This is a genomic window from Loigolactobacillus jiayinensis (assembly GCF_003946445.1).
Lineage (GTDB): Bacteria > Bacillota > Bacilli > Lactobacillales > Lactobacillaceae > Loigolactobacillus > Loigolactobacillus jiayinensis.
In genome coordinates this window covers 14097-36266 of sequence record NZ_RHOF01000038.1, presented here as the reverse complement: position 1 = coordinate 36266, position 22170 = coordinate 14097, and the positions used below count along the sequence as shown (strand labels likewise).

Sequence of the window (22170 nt, the reverse complement as noted above, 5' to 3'; positions counted from 1 at the left end):
TTTTTTCTGACTGTGGTATTCTGTTCTTGCATCAAGACAATAACCTCTTTCATTGTTTGTGTAGGAACATCAATGATAACAGAGATTTGTCTTGGTGTTTTTTATTTTATCAATTAGCTAAAAGTATTTGGCTAACTTGATTATAAAACGCGCGGAAAAATACTGATACCTAAATAAAACGTATTTAGCAATAAATTTTTAGGCGTCGCACCTAGAAAAATTGCGGTGATCACAACCAACAGCAAAAAGCTCAACAAGAAAAGGTCAGCCATAAGTGTTGCTGATCTATTTTTCATTTTGCTCACCGCCTTGCTTTAACAAGCCGTTCTTGCGCAACAAAAGGAATAGAATCAAGGCAATTAACACAAGTGCGAACAAGGTTAAGCCTAAATAAATAACTAACTGACTGTGCTGCTTAACCGTTTGTGCAACTGAATGGTGTTGTGCAACATCCTTCTTACGCTTGAACCGGTAACTGTAATGATTGTTATCATGATCGACGACAATTGCATCGCCGCTATACTGACTAATATTTTTTTGAAAATTAATTTGCGTCGATGCGAGCTCAACGTCGGTACTATGCGCCGCCGTGACCGCTAAAATAACGCGTTTATCATTATAAGGTGAACGTAATAATTGCGCCACTCCTAGACGACGACCATAAGCACGCTCGATACTTAGTTTTTCGTTGGATTTAAATCTAGTAAAGTTCTGGTTAAACTTAAAATAGAGCTTACTATTCAGTTGCCGAATCAACTGATTTTGCTTAGGCGTGCCAAAGGCGATCACATTTTGATTCCGGAGCACCTTTTCACTTGGCATTTGATCATAAAATTGAACGTTACCAGTATTACTTTCCGCAAAGTTTCCTAACAAATTAAAAATATTCGTCAGCGTTTTAAAATCATGACTGGTTAATTGCGCGGGCTTCACCACAGCAATATTATTAAACGTTTGATTCTTCAAAAAGAGGCTGGGATAATTAGAAAATAGTTGCGTGCTCACCGGTTGCGACTTGATATAGGCCTTAGAATCAGATTCGATATAGGCCCATGGTGTCTGATTATTCGTTGCAGCTTCACTGTTCTTCATTTCCAAATCAAACGCCACGCGGATCACAAATGTATTGCCCAGCGTCTTTCCCTTAGGCAACGTGACGGTCATCGAATCGTCATTAGCCTTGCTGGCACGCAATTTTTGGCTACCGATTGGCTTATTATTAACGTAAACGGTCGCCAAAGAACGACTAAAGTCTAAGTTACTAGCATATTTATAGTGTAACCGAATCTGGCTGCCATCGGCGTTGGTGCGATCAACTGGTAGGCTAACAAAATAAGTTGCCTCCTGGTGTTGCGGGCCGGTAATTTGTTCACCAGTATTGGTTAATTGATAGCTGCCATCATACTGCAATGACGAGGTAAACGTTTGGGTTTGCGCATCAATATATTCAGTGTCACTAGCCGTTTCTTTCATCAATTCCTGATTAGCAACAAAACGGCTAGCCTTTTCCAACAAAGCACCACTCGTCGCCGTTAATAATAAGACATGTTTGTCGCCAACATAATCAGTTTTCAGCACCGCCCGCTTATTTAGTTCACTGCGACTCACCAACTTGCGGTAGCGGCTGGGTAAATGATCATACGTGGCAATAATCATTTGATAGTCGCTAGATTGTGCCCGCTTGGAGCTAAACGTATTGATCGGCACTTGATCTTCTTCGTTGGTCATCGTGCGTGAATAACCAGCTAACGCATAGACGGCGGCCGTCAGCTCAGCATTATCTGCCTGCTCTGGAACTGAGATCGACGTCTGCGCATTGGCAATCGTATCCGGACCGGAAAAATGATTATAAAACGACTTAATTGCGGTTGTCGGTGGCTTCAATAAATATTGAAAATTAACATTAGCACCAGAATAAATAGTCAACCAGTTAGCCGGTGTCTGGGCTAAATCATAATTCTTTTTACCGTCCTGATCCAAAATCTGACCAGTGATTCGTAAATTATTGGTGCCGCCAATTAAATCGGTTGGAATATCGATTGTCTCCGTTTGTAAGCCAGTTTTATTTTGTGGCCGAAACGAATAGAACTTAGTGCCATTGATTGAAACGGTAATATCTGAAGTTGTTTGATTAGATAGCTGTGAAACCTGATAATTCAGGTTCAAGGTCGCCTGCTTAACGTCCCAATAACCGACCTTAATAAAATACATATTTGCCGATACAGCAGTGCCAGTCAGCGAGGTCGTCTGATTTTGAAACGGCTGCGTATATGATTTAAGATCTGCAGCGTGGACCGTTAAACTCACACCAAACAAGCCAATAAGTAGTCCAATTACGATGATTAAATTATTTATAGCGCTGTGTTTTATACCAGCGCGCTTGCTTATGAAAGACTTGTTCACGAATATACCCCACCATTCCATAGACAGCAACTGCGAGCCACATTTGACTGTACGTAATATACATTAGGATGATCACCAGCAGGTTGCTAAAACTCATTTCACCCTTTTCCGTTGTGATCGTAATATACGTACTAACTACAAACAAAATAATGGCTAACAACCAAAGCCAATTACTAAAACCTTGAAGATCTGAATGAACATATCCAGCCACAGAAAGCACGAAGACCGCATCTGATAACACCAGCGATGTCATCAGTAAGAAATAAATTGATAGAAAATAAATTAGGTCAAAGCGCACCGGACGGCCAACTTTTTTAAATAATAATTTGGCGTTTTTTAAGATAACGTATATATTGCCCTTAACCCAACGTGTCCGCTGGCGAAACCAGACAACGATCGTTTGTGGTTCTTGTTCCCAAGTGACGGCTTTAGGCTGAAACTTGATTCGATAGCCTAACATATAAACGTGGAAACTAATTTCCGTATCTTCCGCCAAGGCCTTAACATCCCAACCACCAACTTTTTCTAATAGTGAGCGGCGAATCACATAATTGGTACCTGGAATCGTACATAAGTGAAACAGCTGCTGGCGGCCAGCCTGCGCCATCCATTGAAAGGACAGCGTTTCGATATTGATAAAACGGGTTAGCAATGACGCATTTTTGTTTCGTGTTCTAAATTTACCGATCACCGCACCTAATTGTGGATCCGCCATCAGCTCACCGACTAATATCCGCAAAGCTGGATGCTCCGGTGTATTATCAGCATCATAGATTGAGATAATGTCTCCTTGTGCATGGGTCAAACCGATATTTAGTGCATTTGATTTACCTTTACCACCATTGGTTTTATCGGTATTAACAACTTTCAAATGGCGGCCAGGATGCGTCGCCTGTAATTGCGCCAGTAAGTCAGCCGAATTATCATCGGAATTATCATTGATCACGATAATTTCATAGCGGTCATGGGGGTAGTCAAATTGCAACAGCGCTTCAACTGTTTTAACGATCACAATGCCTTCGTTATGCGCCGGAACCATGACTGACACAAACGGTACTTGCTTCGGCAATGGTCGTGGCGGCGGCTTGACCTGCTGTAAGTAACCAATATAGCCAGCGATGACTAAAATCACATTGACGACCAAAATCAACCAAATTGAAATAATCGCGATAAACAAGCAGCCATCTAAAATCGACATCAAAACACCTCCACGCCATTTTTTCTACCTGACCTTTACTTCCGGCGGAACATATTACGATAAACGCGCCGACCAATGAAGAAGAACACCACCAAAATCACTAATGCCCCGCTAATGAAAATAATTAAAACGTAGCTCTGAAAATTAAAGAAACCATTCAACACTGCAGTATAAGACTTTTTTTGTTGCTTCTTGGGTTGCTGCACATCCAAAGTTGGCACCAGGACATGCTGACCATTTAAGAAGTAAGATCCGCTTTGATACGCGATGACCTGTTTACCTAAAGTTAACTTAGTCTGTAAATTAGCAGTTGCTGGATTATACCAACTCCAGCGTACACGCTTTAGCCGCTTTTCTACACCAACTAATCCTTTTTTCGTACTAGGTAAGGCAACCGTGATGGCCGTTGGCGCACTAAATTTAAGCTCGTATTCCTGCGTCAAATCCGTGCCAGACTTAACCGTGGCCAACGAATGCTCATTCAAAGCATAATAAGCCTGCTTGTACACACCGCTAATATTACTTTGTTGTGCATACACTTGCGCCTGGTCAGTGGGGTTCGGTAATAACAAAACATGGTCGCTAAAGCCCAACGCTTGTGTTTTGTAGACACTATCTTGATTCCAATAATTGGCTGTACTAACACCGACTGGAAAAACCTGATTTTTAGTTAAGTCATAGAGTTGCCGATACATCACCCGACCCAATTGCTGACCAGTTTTCTTTGACGTATCGTAAACCCTTGGCGTTTGTAGGAAAACAATCCCATTCCGATTTTCAATATGTTGCAACACTAGCATATAGCGATGAAAAGCAGCTAATTGCGTGTTGAATTGCACACTAGTCGCACTCACCGCAAAAGGGATGCCTTGTTGATAGAGGAACTCACTTAATTGATCCAATTTTTTTAAATCACTAACCGGCGTCACATCAGTAATCGTCAACAAAGGCGGCATGGCCTGCACTTTGCCGGTAAACAATTGACTGATCATTTGACTAGCCACTAAGAAGCTCAAGCCACTGCGCCGATAATAGGGTAAGAAGCCAACCCGACCATTGATCACGCCGTAAGGATATTGTGGCTTATTGTGCGGCGTTTGTGCCTTTAAAGTTCCAAAAACTTGCCCGCCCGCTTGCGTGACAACCTGCAACGAGCTGCTAAACGGCAATAATTGTTGCAACTTGTCACTAACTAAATTAAATTGTTGATGATAAACTGACTTCACTGATAGACCTAGATCAGCCTGCTCATCAGCCGCTAACTTAGGCCCAATGTGTAATTTCACTCCAGTAAATTGTTGGCGATCTTTAAAAAAGGTCTGTGATTTAAAATCAGTTTGCGGCCAATTGATCATGGTGATCACACCTTGAAACTTATAACGCGTCAAATCACCAGCGTGGTACTGGTCGATTGCAATCGTGTGTACTTCCAAATTCAAACTAGTTAATAACCGTTGTAATGAATCAATTTGATATTCAGAGTCAGCACTCACATTTTGACTATCATAGGCCAATAATATCTTGGGTGGGGTCGCTGCCTGTACTGGTTGCGTCCATAACAGCAAGCCGACGCCAACTAGTAGTAGCGCTAATGATCGGCGCACACGATCACCTCCAATCAACGTTTATCATCATAGACTTGCCAGAGACGATGATTAATAATATCCGTTCCCAACAACAACACCAGCAAATCCGTAGTCACTGCCACCATGAACAAATGTTTGGCTAAATCGGCATCGCCATCGCCAACGATTGAAACTACCATCACACCTAAAATCATGGTCATGGCTGCCACCACAAAACAAAAGCGCATGATCAACTCCGGCTGATGCTGTTTAAAGCCTTGATAGGCACTAAAGGCATAAACCAAGATCAACACAAACGTAAATAAAATATAGAAGGCAAATTTACGTGGAAAGAAAGCTTCCATCATTAAACTGTATAACGTGAAATAATGCGTCTGCGCTTGCTTCGGCTTACCCGCAGCTTGAACGTAATCACCGACTGCACGAACTTGGACTAGCTGACCATCTTTGGCGGTCAAATCAAGCATTTCACCAAATTCATCTGGATGCTGTAAATAGTGTTTTAATACCCAAGTAAAGTCGTATTTACCGATCAAATTTTTCATCACGTAGTCGGAACCTAACGCAATCGGCATGTAACTTTGATAATAAGTTCGCCCTTTAAATAGCGCAAATTGGCCATCGATGCCGCCTTCCGTCAGCGCTTTTTCTGGATTTTTTGACTTCAATAGTACACCGCGGGTCATTGTTTGATAACCATTGATATCACTGAATTCCTTGTTGATCAAGGTATAGGTCACCACACCAGAGCCCAGCAACACTAATGCACCTAAAAAAACATACAAACGCCCGCGCCGCACCTTTACCAGCGCCAGTAACCCTAACTCCATAATGACAAAACTCAGCGCTAACGGCGCATTTTGTTGCTTTACCGTGATCAATAAAATCGTACTAACGAAAAAGACGAGTATCATTGGCCAGCGGCGGCGATAGCGTTGCCGCGCCAACAATAAAAATGCTGAAAATGAATATAACATCGTGATCAGCATCACCGGTTCAGCGAACAGTGAATTAAAATAGAGTGTTAATGATGAATCGGCAAAAACAAAGACGACCGCGATGGCAATTAAGTAATTGCGGGCACGCTTAGCGGGGTAAGTTAACGCCTCAGTCAATAAATAGAGGCCGCCTAAATAAAAAACGTAATAAACAAAACCTAAAAAACGAATATCGAAAATAGTTTTACTATAAAGCAAACGATTCAACCAGATCGCCGGCATTACAAATAACGGCTGAGAAGAAAAAATGGTCGCACGATGCTCGTTATAATATTGCATAATGCCATAGGTTTGAACAACAAAATTATTGTGGTTATAGGTATGCCCCAGTCTATGGTATAAGCCGCTACTGTACATGACCCGATAAAAGTCACCATTATCCGCATAACCATGTATCGGCGGAATAAATAAAAGCCAACCTACGATCACTGCGGCTAGAATAACGGCTAATTGAGCTGGTGAGATATGCCGTGCAAACCAGTCATAACTACGTGTAAGTGACCGTTTTAAAGTTATCTGCATCAACTCATCCTCCCTGATTAAGAATGATTTTACAATGCCAAATCATAGGCAACTAAGGCCGTTAAATTATCGAATGAGTAAGCTTGTTTTGTTGCTGCATCGCCTAACCCACCATAAAGTGGTGACGACTGCGTAGTAATTTGAAAAGTTGCCACATGCTGGATAGCCGCTTGATATAACTTAGCGTTACCGGTAGTCTGGCCAATCATTGCTGCTAGCGCATAGCCACCAGCCGATTGATCACTGGTTAGCGCCTTACCTTTTTGGTCATAGCGATTGTACAGCTTGCCGGCAGCCACTTGTTGCTGCAGCCATTGCTGGCTGGCGGTTGGTAACTGATCGACCTCAGCTAAATGCAACATAGTCAATAAGGACTCAACAATATTGAGTTCTTTACTATTGGTATAGACCTTTCTCTGATAATTATAACGTGTTTTGTACAATGGCGCCACCGAACCTAGGTATCCTCGCTTAACTAACTTTAATTGACGCTGCCATTGTTGGCGGCCCTTAGCGGTTTTACCTTCAAAATGACGCAATGTTTTTAAATTTAGATAGCATAATGTGATCGTTGGTGCGTGCTTGCCCGTTTGGCCATCAGCGTAATCATACAGCCGGCCCTTAATTAATGAATGTTGTTGTAGATCACGGTATAAACTAGTTGCCGTCTTCTGGTAATGCGTCGTTTTAGACGTCTGATCATAGGCCAGTAGACTATTAAGAATCCGCAGATCATCAACACTAGCGTTGACCGTTGACCGTTTTTTTGTTCGTGGATCATAGCGATAGCTGAATTGATCATGGCTATAAAATGTAGTCACCGTTTGCTGATAAAAAGTCCGAAAAGCTTTTTTTTGCCCGGTTAAAACTAGGTGCTGCAGGTAATAACCCGCTGATTCGCTAAGCATTTCATGGCCGCTAGCAGTGGTCGTACGTTGCTTAGTATCTAAATAATTAGTATAAATGCCTTGCTTAGTCAGTAAACGCTGTGTTACGAATTCCTGTAAATGCTGTTGCTGCACCGTTTGCGTAGTCGATAGCTTAACGGCAGCATGTACTTGTGGTACAGCAATAAAACTAGCAAGTATAACAGTTAACCAAAGCCATTTACGCAATTTGCTCACCTCGCTTAATTGTCAAATTCCGTTGGCCGTTGTGCGGATACCTTGAAATAATATAAAATAGCCGCCAAAATCCGTTGCGCTGCGTGGCCGTCACCGTACGGATTACGTGCTTGTGCCATTTTTTTATACACTACTGGATCATCTAATAACTCAAGTAGCGCCGCCTTGACGGTTGCTGGCGTTGTACCGACTAAGCGTAACGTACCAGCAGCAACCCCTTCTGGTCGCTCGGTGGTATCGCGCAACACTAATACCGGCTTGCCCAGCGCTGGCGCTTCTTCTTGAACGCCACCAGAATCGGTCATGATCAAGTAACTGCGCGCCGCTAAGTTATGAAAATCAACAACATCTAACGGTGCAATCAAATGAATGCGCGGATGCTGGCCTAGGATCTTGTTGGCGGTGGCTTGTACCACTGGATTCAAGTGAACAGGATAAATCAGTTCGACATCGGGATGCGTGTCAACCACTTCACGCATCACTTTGAAGACACGTGCCATTGGCGCGCCTTGGTTTTCGCGCCGATGCATCGTCACTAGGATGATGCGGTGCTGCGGTGCGATTTGCTGTAAAACGGGATGCGCATAATCCGAGCTCACCGTTTGTTCCAGCGCATCGATTGCCGTGTTACCAGTGATAAAAATGTTGGTACGCGGATGATTTTCTTTCACTAAATTCGCTTTACTTTGCGCAGTCGGTGCAAAATAAATATCCGCCAGTACATCAGTTAACTGGCGATTCATTTCTTCGGGGTACGGTGAATATTTTTGCCAAGTGCGCAGGCCTGCTTCTACGTGGCCAATCGGAATCTGGTGATAAAATGCGCTGATACTGGCGGCAAAAGTAGTTGTCGTGTCGCCGTGCACCAAGATCATATCTGGCTGAACGGCCGCAATCACCTGATCTAAGCCAGTCAGCACACGGGCAGTAATATCGCTCAGTGTTTGTTGCTGGTGCATGATATTCAGATCATAATCGGGCTTAATTTTAAAAACGGCCAGCACTTGATCCAGCATTTGGCGGTGCTGCGCGCTAACGACTGTGATTGTTTCAAATTCAGTTGGTCGCTGCTTCAGCGCTGCTACTACTGGCGCCATTTTAATCGCTTCTGGCCGGGTACCAAACACCGTCATCACCTTAATTTTTCCCATCGTAATTGACCTCCTGCTCTAAGCCTAATGGCAGCTTCACACAAATAAGTTGTCTAGTCCAATATGCTTACAGGCCTATTATAACGCAGTCAATTTACTTAGCACACTTCAAGCAAGCTTAACGCTCAGGACAAAAACTAACTTTTGTCCGAAATTCAAAAAACTAACAAAACTTGACCCGCATCAATTTCACTTATTAATCGTGGCGCTATACTAGATTCATCAAGTAGAGCAAAGGAGTTGCATTTAATATGACGAAAAAAGCAGTTTTACAATTAGGCGCTTTAACGTGCCCATCATGCATGCAGAAAATTGAAAATGCGGTCAAGAATCACAATGGCGTCGAAAACGTTAAAGTTCTATTCAACGCTGCTAAAGTTAAAGCCGACTTCAACGACGAACAGACTAGCGCTGATGACTTGGCTGACGTCGTGACTAAACTTGGTTACACCGTAGAAAAGATCAAGGTTAAAGCGTAGTAAAAAGTAGTATTCGGGAAATGTTAAATTAGGGATTAAAAATATTGGAGGAATAAATTTATGAGTGAAGAAGCAATCGAAGCACGTTACCAAGCAGAAGTAAAACAGGCTGATACTGACCACCATACGCCAACTGCTGGCGCTATGACTGGGCATATTCTGGCTAATCTACAAATCAACAACATTAAGTTGCACCAGACGAGTTGGTTCCTCACTGGCTTTGCTGCTGAGGCGTTGCAGCCGTTATACAACGAATTGATCAGCGCCAGCCGTAAGAGTTTTGACGCTTTAGCCAAAGTTTTATTAGACGAAAATGAATTGCCACCATCAACTAGTGCTGAGTACGCTAACTACACAATGCTCGAAGAAGATGGCCGTAATAAGTACCGTAGCAACGACGAATTAGTCGACATTACCGCCCATGACTACGCAACACAAAACATGTTCATCGATCGCGCTATTGTTTTAGCCGCTAAGGAAGAACGCCCTGCAATGGCCGCTTTCCTAACAGATTTACGGGGACAAAACAACCAAGCAATTCGCCGCTTACAAGCAGTACTCGGCAAAACAGCTTGGGAAGGCCTCGTCGAAGAAGACGATGATGACGAAGATTAGGTAGTCTAAATGTACGTGACGACTACGCCATAATAGTAAAAAAAGACGCATAGCCAACAGATTTGTCGGCTATGCGTCTTTATTTGCGTTAAATTAAATTGTAGTGCTTTAATCCGTTCACGATGCCGTTATCCATGTTACTAGTGGTGACCCAGGCCGCCTTAGCTTTCATTTCTGGAACCGCGTTGCCCATGGCAATTGGCGTTTTGACCACATCAAACATTGGCAAATCATTGTAAAAGTCGCCAAAACCATACGTTGGAACATCTTCTAAATCTGTATGATTAAGTAAGTATTCAATACCAGAGCGCTTCGACACACCCGCTTTAACCACATCTAGCCCCCGCCGGTTATTACGGTAGAAGCTGAAAGTGTCGCGGAAATGTTCCCGATAAACCTCATCTTGCTTATCCGTATCTTGGCTGAAAACAAACAACATGTTCACTTTAGTGGTTAAATAGGCATCCGGCGCCACCGTAATTCGTTCTTTCAGTTCATGATAGTTGGCGCGAACCAGCTTGTTTTCATGGCTGACCACGAAGCCGTTGGGATTGTAGTAAGAAATCGCCAGATCGTCGCGTTGCGCATACTGAGTGATGGCGGTAATATCTGCCGTTTTTAAGTATTCGGTTTTCAGCGGTTGACCAGCGACTTGAATGTAACTACCGTCAGCACAGACACACGAGTCGATGCCAGCTTGTTGTAACGTATCGGTGATTTCGAATAAGCTCCGCCCTGTGGCAATCACTGGCAAAATATTATTGGCCTTCAATTGGGCGATGGCCTTGATACTCGCCGGTGTGACCTGCTTATTGTTATCAAATAAAGTCCCATCTAAATCAAAAAAAACTACAGCTTTATACATTCAGAAGTCCTTCCTTTACGTAAAATAAAATTAACGTGAGTAAAAAAAGAATGCTCATGCTGCGGGCAGAAATTTTTACTCATATTCCCATTAGGCTAACTTAAATTTCAGTCTAATTGTCTATTCTCATTATACTATAAAGCTTATGAAATGCATCAATTCTGCAGTAATGCCGCTAATTTTAGCGTCGTGTTGCGATTGCGGATCGTCACCGCCGGATATAACGCCACCTGCATCAGCTTAGCGTATAAACTACGCGAATAGTGCTGCTGCGTTGGCGCCGTCCAAAATAGCGCGTGCGTACCAAAATGAATTTGATCGTATTGCAGTGTTTGTTGCCGCAGTGCCAGCAGCATTTCGGGCGTATAGGTCGGTAAAAAGAACAACGCATTATGCCGACAGTCAGCGGCTTGGCCCCACCATTCCGGCACCTGAGCTAGTTCAGTTAGGTAAGCTGTTTTTTCGAGCACCACTGCCGCAATTGGAAAGTCGTATTGCGTCGCTAACAAGGCAGCCACCGCGGTTTGCGTTTCCCCTAAGCTCAGTGAACTGTCAACGATTAGATTGCCGCTGTTAATATACGAGCGAACTTGCGCAAAGCCTAGGTCAGTCAATTGTTGGCGCAATTCGGCCATTACCACGCGATGTTTACCGCCAACATTGACACCACGCAGTAAAATTAGATAGCGCATCTGCCGCACCTCTTCTTTTTAAGTTCATTTTACCAAATTAACTGCACAAATTCGCTAAGTAATTTCAATGCATATAAAATAATAACGACACCACAAATTCGGTTCAGCAGTAATAAAAATTTGGTTGTGAAACGCTCGCGCAACCAGCCGATCAAGAGCGTTAATCCGGAAAACCAGAGCACGGATGCGGTCATGACGCCGCCGATAAAAAAGTTGGCCGCCAATGGTACTAACGACGCCCGAAACGCCCCTAATAACAGTGTGCCATCCAAAAGCGCCTGTGGATTCAGCCAAGCAATCGCAAAAGCCGCCAACGTTGCCCGCCAATAACTAAATTGTGTCGGCGCACTTTTTTTGAGCTGCGGTGCTTGCGCGCGTAATAAGCTGATACCAATGTAGAGCACAATCAGGCTACCAATACCTAGCACGACCAATTTCAGCCATGGCAGCCAAGTTAATAACTTGCCCACGCCGTAAAAAGTTGCCAGCGCCAAACTGATATCGAAGAAGGTCACAATTGCTGCTACTTTCAGTGCCCGCCGCCGTGGCTGTGCCAACGCTGTATTGATCACAAATAAATTTTGCAAGCCAATTGGTGCAATATAGGCTATGCCAAATAATAAACCTTGTAAATAATGAGTCATCCCAACCAACCTTCTATAAGAACACTTTTATTTTAACCGTTAAGTGGTTATTATAGAGATAAATTAGACAGTTGAACCCAACCAAATCTAGATAAGTTACCCAACCAAGAAAGGACGCTTTCGATGGAAATCACTTGGCAGCCGAATCCGCAATCACCAATTCCGTTATACCAACAGATCAGCACCTATTGTCGGCAACAAATTCAACAAGGTAATTGGCTAGTTGGCGAAAAATTACCAGCGCAACGCCAATTAGCCCAACAATTTGGCGTTAACCGTAGTACGATTGTAACTGCGTTGAATGATCTACAAGCAGACGGCGTTTTGATCAGCGCCCATGGCAACGGCACCCGCGTTGCCAGCAACACTTGGTCGCTGGCCTTAGATTGGCACCACTATTTGGATGGCCAATTCAACGCTAATTTGCCGACGATTCAAACCATTAACCGGTTGGAGAACGAAAATTATTTGCGCCTCAGCACCGGTGAATTAGCACCAGAATTATTTCCTCAAAAACTAGTTCAAGCTAAATTGCGCGCAATCACACCGCAAGTGACCCAGTTGAATTATTTGGAGCCATTAGGCGCGCTGAATTTGCGCCAAGCGCTGGTTAAACGGCTCCAACACTGGCAAATCGATGTGCAGCCAGAAAATATTTTGATCACTTCTGGCTCGTTACAAGCGCTGGAATTAATTTCTGTTGCGCTACTCAAACCTGGTGCCACCATTTATACCGAAGCCGCGACCTACTTGAACTCGCTGCAAGTGTTTCAGTCAGCTGCCGCCACTTTGACAGGTATTCCGCAAGATGACGCTGGCTTGTGCTACTGGCAGCTTCCAGCGAGCACGACCACGCAGCAATTACTCTACACCATTCCCAGCTTCCAAAATCCTACCGGCAGCGTTATGACGCAGCAACGACGCCACGATTTATTGCAATTTGCTGAAAAGCATCAATTGCCAATTATCGAAGATACAGCTTACCAAGATTTATGGTTAGAAACACCGCCACCACTGCCACTAAAGGCGCTAGATCGCGCTGGCAACGTTTTATACTTAGGCACAATTTCAAAAGTATTAGCCCCCGGCTTGCGCTTAGGTTGGATCGTCGGCCCCACTGCCGTCATTCGTCGCCTAAGTGATGTGAAAATGCAAACTGATTATGGCGCTAGTTCGTTGGCGCAACAACTGCTGGCGGCGTTACTAGCTGATTCAGCTTATGATGACTATTTAACTGAATTACGCCAGCAATTGCGGCAACGACGTGACGCTGCGCTGGCTAGTTTGAAGGACTATTTAGCCGACGTCGCCACTTGGCAAGTCCCGCGCGGCGGCTTTTATATTTGGCTAAAATTAAAACCAACAATTAACATGGAACAACTATTTCAAGCGGCGCTTAAGCGGCATATTTTGTTTAATCCCGGCAGTATTTATGGCGCTGATCACGCACTACGTCTATCATTTGCTTACGCATCGCCAGCAGCATTCCGCCGTGGCATTGCCGAGCTGGCAGAGCTGATCAAGCGCGCTTGAACGCAAAAAAGACATCCTAGTGGGTGTCTTTTTTTGACGGTGAAACTACTACTTCATTGTAAGTACGGCAACCACGCTCGGCAAAAACATGGCAGGCCGAAGTGCGGCAAGTCCAAGTAGCAGCTGCTTGCACATAGCTACGCTTGGCGAACGCTCCACTTCGTGTCCCTTATCGTCTTGCTGCCATGTTTCTTGCGGTACGGTTTTTGCCACAAGAATGGTCAACGTCCGAAGCATCAATGTTTATTAGCGTTTTTTGCTAATAAACTTCTTTGATTGCGGAGTAGTGGGCCTAGCTCGTTTGGCGGAAACGTGGTTGAAAAAGCACTGTCGCTCGACTCGACAACACTATTGGCCAAGTATCTGTTATATGCGCATCGTTAATAGATAACAGCTTGCTTCCCGTTGTCGATTGGACTAAGCCGAAGTGCGGCAAGTCCAAGTCGCAGCTGCTTACACATAGCTACGCTTGGCGAACGCTCCACTTCGTGTAGCTTATCGTCAAGCTAGGCTATGTTCCAGCTTCTATGCGCTTTTTCAACCACTCTACGCTTTTTCAACACACTCTAATTTTTGAACGAGTGTATTGGCGCGGGGATATGGCCGCCGCGGGCGATGAAATCTGCGGAGGAGGCTGGGTTGACTGCCATGACTGGTGAGCGGCCTAGTAAGCCGCCAAATTCTACGTTGTCGCCGACTTTAGCGCCGACTGCTGGGATTACTCGTACTGCTGTTGTTTTGTTGTTGATCATGCCGATAGCGGCTTCGTCGGCGATCATTGCGGCAATTGTGCTGGCTGGGGTGTCACCGGGAATGGCAATCATGTCCAAGCCGACTGAGCAAACGGCAGTCATTGCTTCTAATTTCTCCAAATTTAGGGCGCCGCTGGTGGCTGCGGCAATCATGCCTTCGTCTTCCGAAACAGGAATGAAAGCACCGGATAAGCCGCCAACTTGGTTACATGCCATTACGCCACCTTTTTTCACAGCATCGTTTAGCATCGCTAGCGCCGCGGTTGTGCCGTGCGTTCCCACGGTTTCTAAGCCAATCTCCTCTAAAATACGGGCAACAGAATCGCCGACCTTTGGTGTGGGTGCCAAGGAAAGATCGACAATACCAAAAGGCACTTCTAGGCGTTCGGCGGCAATATGACCGACTAACTGACCAACCCGGGTAATCTTAAAGGCGGTCTTCTTAATCGTTTCCGCGACGACATCAAATGGTTCGCCTTTGACTTTTTCCAGCGCGCGCTTAACTACACCAGGACCGCTGACGCCAACGTTGATCACCACGTCAGCTTCACCGACACCATGAAAGGCGCCGGCCATAAACGGATTGTCCTCAACGGCATTCGCAAAGACAACCAATTTGGCTGGTGCTAGTGGCGACAATGCCGCAGCCGCTTTGACTGCTTCGCCCATATCGCGCACCGCGTCCATGTTGATACCCGATTTGCTGGAACCAACGTTAACGGAGCCACAAACAAATTCGGTTTGGCTTAAGGCTTGGGGCAATGAATGGATTAAAATTTCATCACCCTTTTGGTAACCTTTTTGCACCAACGCCGAAAAACCGCCGATAAAGTTGATGCCAACTTTTTTAGCGGCACGGTCCAAAGCTTGGGCAAAAGGTAAATAATCAGTGGCATCAGTTGCGGCACCGATGATACTAATTGGCGTTACCGCGATCCGCTTATGGATGATTGGCACACCGTATTCAGCTTCGATAGCCGTTGCCACTTCAACCAAATGAGCAGCTTTGGTGGTAATTTTTTGATAAATTTTATCGCAAGCGCGCTGAATATCAGGATCGATACAATCCAGCAGCGAAATACCCATGGTGATCGTCCGAATGTCTAAATTTTCTTCGTCGATCATCCGAATTGTTTCTAATATCTGGCTAGTTTCCAAGCGCCGGCACCTCCATTAAATTTTATACATTGTATCAAAAATTTCTTCCCGCTGGATCCGAATTTGAACGCCTAATTGTTGGCCTAACTCATTTAAACGGCCCCGAACTTGTTCGAAATCGATAGTTGTTGCTGGTAACTCACACATCAACATCATGGTGAAATTATCTTGCATGATAGTTTGGCTCATATCGACAATATTAAACTTCAATTCCGCCAACGTTTGACTAACACCGGCGACGATACCTACTTTGTCACGGCCAATTACGGTTAATACTGCACGCATAGTTTAGTTACCACCTTTTATATTTGATAAGCTATATTCTAATTGATTATTCATCAAATTACCATTTTTATTTTAAAATCAAACTATAAAGATAGGAATAATAAACGCTATAGCTCATTTTTTAAACTAACTTTAGCTGCACTTAATCTGAAAATTAGAAACAACTACACTACCTGAATTGCTTATCGCTCAGCTTTTTGGTCAAGCAAAAAGGACAGCCACGATTATGCAATAATCGCAACTATCCTTTAAACTTTAGTCTTCATTTTTTTCAGCAATTGTGTGGAATAATTCATCGATTGGTTGGTCGGCATGAATCAAGTTAATGGCTTGACCAATCAGCTCGCCCACGGAAACAACCGCCAATTTAGCAAATTGCTTTTCTGGTGGCAATGCGATCGAATCAGTGACAACAACCCGCTCAACCGGTGATGCTTGAAGCTTAGCCGTTGCATTATCAGAGAATACAGCGTGGGTACCAACCGCATAAACATTGGTTGCGCCAGCGCGTTTTAACGCCTCAGCAGAACTAATGACACGGTGACCAGTATCGATCATATCATCAACGACGATAGCTTTTTTACCAGCAACATCACCAATAATACTTAAATTTTCACCAGTTGTCGTTGATTGCCGCCGGTCGATGATGGCAATTGGTGTGCCACCAAGTAACGTCGCCATTTGTCGCGCACGCGCAACACTACTGTGATCAGGTGAAACAACGACCACATCCGTTAAGCCACACGCTTTGAAGTAATTAGCTAATAAGGGTGCTGCTTGTAAATGGTCAACTGGAATATCGAAGAAACCTTGCAATTGGGCGGCGTGCAGGTCTAAGGCAATCACCCGCGTTGCACCATCCATTTGCAATAAATTAGCGATCAATTTTGCCGTGATCGGTTCGCGAGCACGCGCTTTGCGATCTTGGCGAGAATAGCCGTAATAAGGGATAACAACATTAATGAACTTGGCACTGGCACGCCGCAATGCATCGATCATGATCATTAATTCCATCAAGTTTTGGTTGATCGGATCAGAAATCGATTGGATGACAAAGACTTCATCACCACGGATGCTTTCTTCAAGGTTGATTTGAATCTCACCATCACTAAATTGTTTTACTGACGTTTTTGCCAGCTTAACGCCAGTTGCTGCGGCAATTTTGTCCGCTAATGGCCGATTCGCATTCAGCGCGATCAGTCGGAGTTGCGGATCCAAATTATGTTCTGCCATGCTGATCCTCCATTTTTTTGAATTAACTCTATCAAGAAAATATTAGCATTTTACACACTAAAAGCAAGTGATTTTGGCTTTTAGCGCTAAACTCATTTGCTTTTTTTTGTCTTTTTCTGTTGTGTTGGCGCTGTCTTTGGCTTAGTTGCTAGACGGTCCAAACCAAATAATTTTACCACCTGTGCATCAGGATTAGCAATCGTCCCACTACTCATGTGCGTCACCTCATTTCAATTGTTCTAACGAGGCCATTTGCGTATCGGCAGCGGTGGAAACTGCTTGGTTAAAGCTAGCGCGCTCGTCATCAGTTAAATTCTGCGCCAAGGCTTTACCAATAATTTCCGTTGGCCAAACGCAGCTCATTGGATCCGCTCTAAAATGAATCGTTGCCTTACTGTCCGCCAATGACTCACCGACTTCCTTAGTCAAAGTGAAGTCAAAGCCACTGCCTAATAAAGCACTTTGAATATATTGAATCTGATATTGGCCAGCCGCAAAACCATCACGTTGACCGATTTCTTTAGTTGCTAAATAGAATTTTCGTTTATCACTAACGACTTGCGTTTTTTTCGCAATTTCGGTCATTAGTTGGATGTAGACCACTGCCGCAGCTAAAGGGCCGCCATTGAAGCTGACGTCACCGGTATATTTTTGTTCTTCTGGTTGCTTTTTGAAGCTGATCTGCCAGTCGGCCTGCTGAATTGCTTGTTCATCCATTAAAAACGCCTCACTAATCTTTTTCTTCTATTATGTAGGTCTGAAAACGGTTTTGCAAGCGTTCTACCCAACTCGCCAATTCTGTTGCAAAATTGGCCAAAATAGTTCACACCAGTATGTGACTAAAGACTAAATAGTTCAAAAAAAGCTGCGCCATAATTTTACCTATGGCACAGCCCGCGTATTTTCTATTTTACTGGTGCCATATGAATAACTGACGAATTCGGTACCCGAATAATGGTGTAATGCATTGCCGTACGCCCAGCACGTAACCCTAAACCGTTGAGCACAGTCGATTTATAAGTTGCTTGCAGGGTTGCCGCAAAGGTTTGCTCGTACTTCTTATCCTGACGTGCGAGTTCCTTTTTCGGCCAAGGATAATTAGCTGCTGCGATATTAAGCGGCTTCGGTCCCGCAACAACAGTCGCATTATTACTGGTGATCTGGTAGCGTGCACCCTTGACCCAGTAAGTATAATGCTGTTGTGGCTGCTTGCCGTTACCATTTTCCACCTTAACGTCATAGAATTTACCGCCGATTTGGGTCATCACTAGCGGTTCATAATCGTATTTAAGTGTTACTGCCGTTTGATCTTCCAAATCAACATCGCGGAAGAACGTAAAATAACTGGCGACTCCCAGTAATAAAACGGTGATGAGCACCAATATCGTGGATATGGTGAAGTCTTTTCCGCTAAATTGATATTGATGTTTGACCAGACGCCGCAATCGTCGCTTACGAATATTATGAATCGTAAACCAGATACAGCCCAGTACGACTAGCCACAAGACAATACCAAATATATTCACTAATGCCACGTTTTTCCCCCCTATACTATAAATCATCTAACTTCGATCGACCTCACTTAAGTTTACAACATTCACTGGATTTTACCAGCCAAATCATCACTTCTTAAGCTTTGATCATATCTATGATTATACCTGACAATTGTTGGAATTGACCACTAAAAATATCGCTACTCATGAAGTTCTAGGGGCAAGCCATCTGGGTCAAAGAAAAACGTCATTGCAGCACCAGTTTCAGTATCATAACGGAGTGGCTCTGTTTTAATTCCTAGCTGCTGTAATTCAGCAATCGTAGCGGCGACATCGGTCACGCTAAATGCAATATGGCGCAGACCTTGTGCTTCCGGATAACTGGCACGTTTAGGCGCTTGTGGCTTGATAAACAGTTCTAGTTGTACCGCACCGTTAGTGACATCCAGCTTGATATCACCGCGATCAGCGCGCTTAACTTCATGTAGCGGCTTAAAACCTAAGAGGTCACAATAAAAATGTTTGCTAGTCGCGTAGTCAGAACAAATAATGGCAATGTGGTGGAGTTGATTGAGTTGCATGGCGGTAACCTTCTTTTTACACCTATTCTACCTTATTTGTGATGTTGCTGCAGCCGTGCCATTTGGCCTTTAAATTCAGTTTGATAATTCAGAATTTCGCGATCTCCTTTGACGATATAATCGACGCTTTCTCCATGTTCGCCTTGATCCAAGCCCATATCTTCTTCAGTAGCGTTGACCCGCATCGGTACCACAAGCCGCAATACGCTGATTAAAATCACGCACAGCACCGCGACAAATGCAATCGTCAGCACAGTCCCTAATAGCTGCGCACCAATTAATTTAAAGCCGCCACCATAAAATAAGCCGTTCTCTGGAATTTTAGCATTAACTGATTTAGTGGCAAATAAGCCGGTGACAATGCTGCCCATAATACCGCTGACCCCGTGACAGCCAAATGCATCCAGCGCGTCATCAACGCCAATCCGTGGCTTCAGTAGCGTGATGAAACTATAGCTGGCCGCTACCGCTAAAACGCCGATCCAAAACGCACCCGCTAACGTGACGTAGCCAGCACCAGGTGTGATCCCAACTAACCCACATAACGTTCCTGTACAAACACCGACCAACGTTGGTTTACCAACCAACCAAATATCCAGCACCATCCACGCAATCATCGAAGTCGCGGTGGCAACAGTTGTCGTCAGCGCCGCTTGCAGCGCGATCGAATTGATGGCCAGCGCGCTACCAGCGTTAAAGCCGTACCAGCCGATCCACAAAATTGTCGTGCCAAGCAACACCCAGGGTAAATTGTAATGCTGCAGTTCCTGCCCATAATTGTGCCGTTTGCCAAGAAAAGCGGATAAAACAAAAGCTGTGATACCAGCATTGATATGAACTACCGTGCCACCAGCAAAATCGATCATCCCAATATGTGCCAAAATCCCATGCGCGCTCCACACCATATGCACCATCGGATAGTAGAGCAACACCGACCACAACACGATAAACCACAGTAAGAATTTAAACCGAATTCGACCAACTACCGCGCCGACAAACAACGCTGGCGTAATGATGGCAAACATCATTTGAAATAATAAGTACACGCCAGTCGGCAAGCCATTCGCCATCACGTGCCCCAGATTCAAATTAGTCAGGAAGAAATGATGCACAGTGCCGATCACGCCACCAATATTGCCATTAAAAGCCAATTCATAGCCGATCGCAACCCACATTAAAATGGCAATACCGCAAATAAAGAACACTGACAACATAGTATTGACCACATTACGCCGCGACACCAAACCGCCATAGAAAAAAGCCAAGCCTGGTGTCATAAACAAAACCAAAATACTGGCAACTAAGATAAAAGCTGTATTCGCTGTGTTCATTAGATTTCCCCCGCTTCATTAAAATTGCATTAGCTTAATGTTAGAAATTATAACATTGAATTTAATTTTTAATAGTGGGTTGGTCGCTTAATCTAAAATTTAGTTGTGAAAGCGCCTTTATCATGTTGGCTTTGAACTGCCACAAATCGCTAAATTGTGCACCAGATCATGCTTATTAGTCTTCCAATTAAATGTTAGGTTTAATGCCATAAAAAAGAATCGCACTTAAAAAGTACGATTCCAATCAGTTTATAAGGCCGTATCATTATGACCTAAACGCATCACATCACGGACAATCATTAATTCCTCATTAGTTGGGATCAACAACGTTTTAACTGTCGCATCGGCCGCGCTAATATCGCGCTCCTTACCGCGGACATGATTCTTTTCTGGATCTAACTTGACGCCAAAATAATGTAGTTGCGCCGCGATATTTTCGCGCAGCGCAATCCCATTTTCACCGCTGCCGGCAGTGAAGATAATTGCATCAAGTCCATTCATCGTGGCTACATATGAACCCACGTATTTAACCACTCGGTTGATGAAAATAGCCAACGCCTGTTGCGCTAATTTATTAGTATCTGCTGCGTCTTCTAAATCACGTTGATCTGGTGATAGCTGTGACAGGCCTAGCAAGCCCGACTTATTATTTAAGATATCGATCATTTCTGCCATATCTGTAAGGTGCAATTTATGCATCAAATAAGGCAATAGCGAAACATCGATGTCGCCGGAACGCGTTGCCATGGTGATCCCCGCCAATGGCGTAAAGCCCATCGAAGTATCGACCGCTTGACCCTGGTCGAAGGCTGTGATCGATGAACCACTGCCCAAATGTAACGTGATCAATTTTAACTCGCTTAATGGCTTACCTAGTAGTTGCGCCGCTCGCTCTGAAACATAGCGATGGCTAGTGCCATGTGCGCCATATTTGCGGGCACCATATTTTTGATAATATTCGTAAGGAATACTGTATAAGAAATTTTCCTTTGGCATCGCCGCAAACAATGATGTATCAAAAACAGCAACCTGCAGCACGCGTGGTAGTAACTTTTGGAACACGCGAATATAGTACGCCTGGGTTGGATTATGTAGCGGTGCGTATTCGGCTAGTGCTTCGATGCGCGCCAACGTTTGCTCAGTGATAACTACGGAATCCTTGAAATCTTCGCCACCAGCTACAACACGATGGCCGATCCCTGTGATTTCTTCAAAATGGTCGATGATACCAAGATCCTTTAACTCTTCTAATAATAACGTTGCCGCTAAATCATGTGTTTCGATATCGCGGGTCAATTTAAATTTTTTGCCGTCGCCATATTTAGCCGTGAACACCGAATCGCTAAGCCCTAGCCGATCGATCATCCCTGATGCTACCACGGTTTCCGCCGGCATCTCAAATAACTTCCATTTAAGCGTTGAGCTGCCTGCGTTGATTGCCAATACTTTTGCCATACGAATTTCCTCCATCTATCTTCGTGATCTTGCCGTGCTACATGTGCACAGACCATACGCCTAATTCTAATG

Annotated in this window: 22 protein-coding genes; 3 read left to right on the top strand and 19 right to left on the bottom strand. The window is 44.2% G+C overall.

Annotation, left to right across the window (positions count from 1 at the left end; genetic code table 11):
- Positions 1-140: 140 nt before the first annotated feature.
- Genes EKM80_RS14910 through wecB form a run of 7 tightly spaced genes read right to left on the bottom strand, consistent with a single transcriptional unit; the run spans position 141 to position 8982 of the window.
- The gene (locus EKM80_RS14910; RefSeq protein ID WP_164509548.1) at positions 141-296 is read right to left on the bottom strand and encodes a hypothetical protein; all 156 of its coding nucleotides are present in this window, start codon (positions 294-296) and stop codon (positions 141-143) included.
- On the bottom strand, positions 286-2424 hold the full coding sequence (locus EKM80_RS10285; RefSeq protein WP_125553044.1) for a cellulose biosynthesis cyclic di-GMP-binding regulatory protein BcsB: 2139 nt from the start codon (positions 2422-2424) through the stop codon (positions 286-288). Before EKM80_RS10285 ends, EKM80_RS14910 begins: the two co-directional genes overlap by 11 nt.
- Positions 2348-3601 (bottom strand): glycosyltransferase family 2 protein, encoded by a 1254-nt coding sequence (locus tag EKM80_RS10280; protein ID WP_125553043.1) that lies wholly within the window; start codon positions 3599-3601, stop codon positions 2348-2350. Before EKM80_RS10280 ends, EKM80_RS10285 begins: the two co-directional genes overlap by 77 nt.
- Positions 3602-3636: 35 nt before the next feature.
- The gene (locus EKM80_RS10275) at positions 3637-5205 is read right to left on the bottom strand and encodes a hypothetical protein (protein ID WP_125553042.1); all 1569 of its coding nucleotides are present in this window, start codon (positions 5203-5205) and stop codon (positions 3637-3639) included.
- A gap of 14 nt (positions 5206-5219) precedes the next feature.
- Positions 5220-6707 carry a glycan biosynthesis hexose transferase WsfD gene (wsfD, locus tag EKM80_RS10270; RefSeq protein ID WP_125553041.1) on the bottom strand — a complete coding sequence of 496 codons (1488 nt, stop codon included), beginning with the start codon at positions 6705-6707 and terminating at the stop codon, positions 5220-5222.
- A gap of 29 nt (positions 6708-6736) precedes the next feature.
- Entirely contained in the window at positions 6737-7822 is a 1086-nt protein-coding gene (locus tag EKM80_RS10265; RefSeq protein WP_125553040.1) for a glycosyl hydrolase family 8, read from the bottom strand.
- Between the two features lie 14 nt (positions 7823-7836).
- Positions 7837-8982: a non-hydrolyzing UDP-N-acetylglucosamine 2-epimerase gene (gene wecB / locus EKM80_RS10260; protein ID WP_125553039.1), complete on the bottom strand. Its 1146-nt coding sequence runs from the start codon at positions 8980-8982 to the stop codon at positions 7837-7839.
- Between the two features lie 251 nt (positions 8983-9233).
- On the opposite strand from wecB, the gene EKM80_RS10255 reads away from it, so the two are divergent.
- Entirely contained in the window at positions 9234-9461 is a 228-nt protein-coding gene (locus EKM80_RS10255) for a heavy-metal-associated domain-containing protein (RefSeq protein WP_125553038.1), read from the top strand.
- A 60-nt stretch (positions 9462-9521) separates the two neighbouring features.
- On the top strand, positions 9522-10076 hold the full coding sequence (locus EKM80_RS10250; protein ID WP_125553037.1) for a ferritin-like domain-containing protein: 555 nt from the start codon (positions 9522-9524) through the stop codon (positions 10074-10076).
- 88 nt (positions 10077-10164) lie between these two features.
- Here EKM80_RS10250 and EKM80_RS10245 read toward each other — a convergent pair whose 3' ends face one another.
- The 3 genes from EKM80_RS10245 to EKM80_RS10235 form a co-directional block, all read right to left on the bottom strand.
- Positions 10165-10941, bottom strand: a complete 777-nt coding sequence (locus tag EKM80_RS10245; protein ID WP_125553036.1) for a Cof-type HAD-IIB family hydrolase — start codon at positions 10939-10941, stop codon at positions 10165-10167.
- A gap of 155 nt (positions 10942-11096) precedes the next feature.
- Positions 11097-11633 (bottom strand): DUF1697 domain-containing protein, encoded by a 537-nt coding sequence (locus EKM80_RS10240; RefSeq protein WP_125553035.1) that lies wholly within the window; start codon positions 11631-11633, stop codon positions 11097-11099.
- Between the two features lie 29 nt (positions 11634-11662).
- Entirely contained in the window at positions 11663-12277 is a 615-nt protein-coding gene (locus tag EKM80_RS10235) for a LysE/ArgO family amino acid transporter (RefSeq protein WP_125553034.1), read from the bottom strand.
- A 123-nt stretch (positions 12278-12400) separates the two neighbouring features.
- Between EKM80_RS10235 and EKM80_RS10230 the strand changes: the two genes are divergently transcribed.
- Positions 12401-13810 (top strand): aminotransferase-like domain-containing protein, encoded by a 1410-nt coding sequence (locus EKM80_RS10230; protein ID WP_125553033.1) that lies wholly within the window; start codon positions 12401-12403, stop codon positions 13808-13810.
- 566 nt (positions 13811-14376) lie between these two features.
- Here the strand turns inward: EKM80_RS10230 and EKM80_RS10225 are convergent.
- The 9 genes from EKM80_RS10225 to EKM80_RS10190 form a co-directional block, all read right to left on the bottom strand.
- A complete protein-coding gene (locus tag EKM80_RS10225; protein ID WP_125553032.1) occupies positions 14377-15720 on the bottom strand; it encodes a PFL family protein in 1344 nt (447 codons plus the stop codon).
- A gap of 15 nt (positions 15721-15735) precedes the next feature.
- Positions 15736-16005, bottom strand: coding sequence for an ACT domain-containing protein (locus EKM80_RS10220; RefSeq protein WP_125553031.1), 270 nt, complete (start codon positions 16003-16005; stop codon positions 15736-15738).
- Positions 16006-16260: 255 nt separating this feature from the next.
- Positions 16261-17238, bottom strand: a complete 978-nt coding sequence (locus EKM80_RS10215) for a ribose-phosphate diphosphokinase (RefSeq protein ID WP_125553030.1) — start codon at positions 17236-17238, stop codon at positions 16261-16263.
- 92 nt (positions 17239-17330) lie between these two features.
- Positions 17331-17453, bottom strand: a complete 123-nt coding sequence (locus EKM80_RS15125) for a hypothetical protein (RefSeq protein ID WP_263853742.1) — start codon at positions 17451-17453, stop codon at positions 17331-17333.
- 10 nt (positions 17454-17463) lie between these two features.
- Positions 17464-17955, bottom strand: a complete 492-nt coding sequence (locus tag EKM80_RS10210) for a hypothetical protein (protein WP_125553029.1) — start codon at positions 17953-17955, stop codon at positions 17464-17466.
- 188 nt (positions 17956-18143) lie between these two features.
- Complete coding sequence (locus tag EKM80_RS10205) at positions 18144-18773, bottom strand: LVIS_2131 family protein (protein WP_125553028.1); 630 nt, start codon at positions 18771-18773, stop codon at positions 18144-18146.
- Positions 18774-18931: 158 nt separating this feature from the next.
- The gene (gene gloA2 / locus EKM80_RS10200) at positions 18932-19312 is read right to left on the bottom strand and encodes an SMU1112c/YaeR family gloxylase I-like metalloprotein (RefSeq protein WP_125553027.1); all 381 of its coding nucleotides are present in this window, start codon (positions 19310-19312) and stop codon (positions 18932-18934) included.
- Positions 19313-19344: 32 nt separating this feature from the next.
- Positions 19345-20643 carry an ammonium transporter gene (locus tag EKM80_RS10195; RefSeq protein ID WP_125553026.1) on the bottom strand — a complete coding sequence of 433 codons (1299 nt, stop codon included), beginning with the start codon at positions 20641-20643 and terminating at the stop codon, positions 19345-19347.
- A 249-nt stretch (positions 20644-20892) separates the two neighbouring features.
- The gene (locus EKM80_RS10190; protein ID WP_125553025.1) at positions 20893-22098 is read right to left on the bottom strand and encodes an acetate/propionate family kinase; all 1206 of its coding nucleotides are present in this window, start codon (positions 22096-22098) and stop codon (positions 20893-20895) included.
- Positions 22099-22170: the final 72 nt, after the last annotated feature.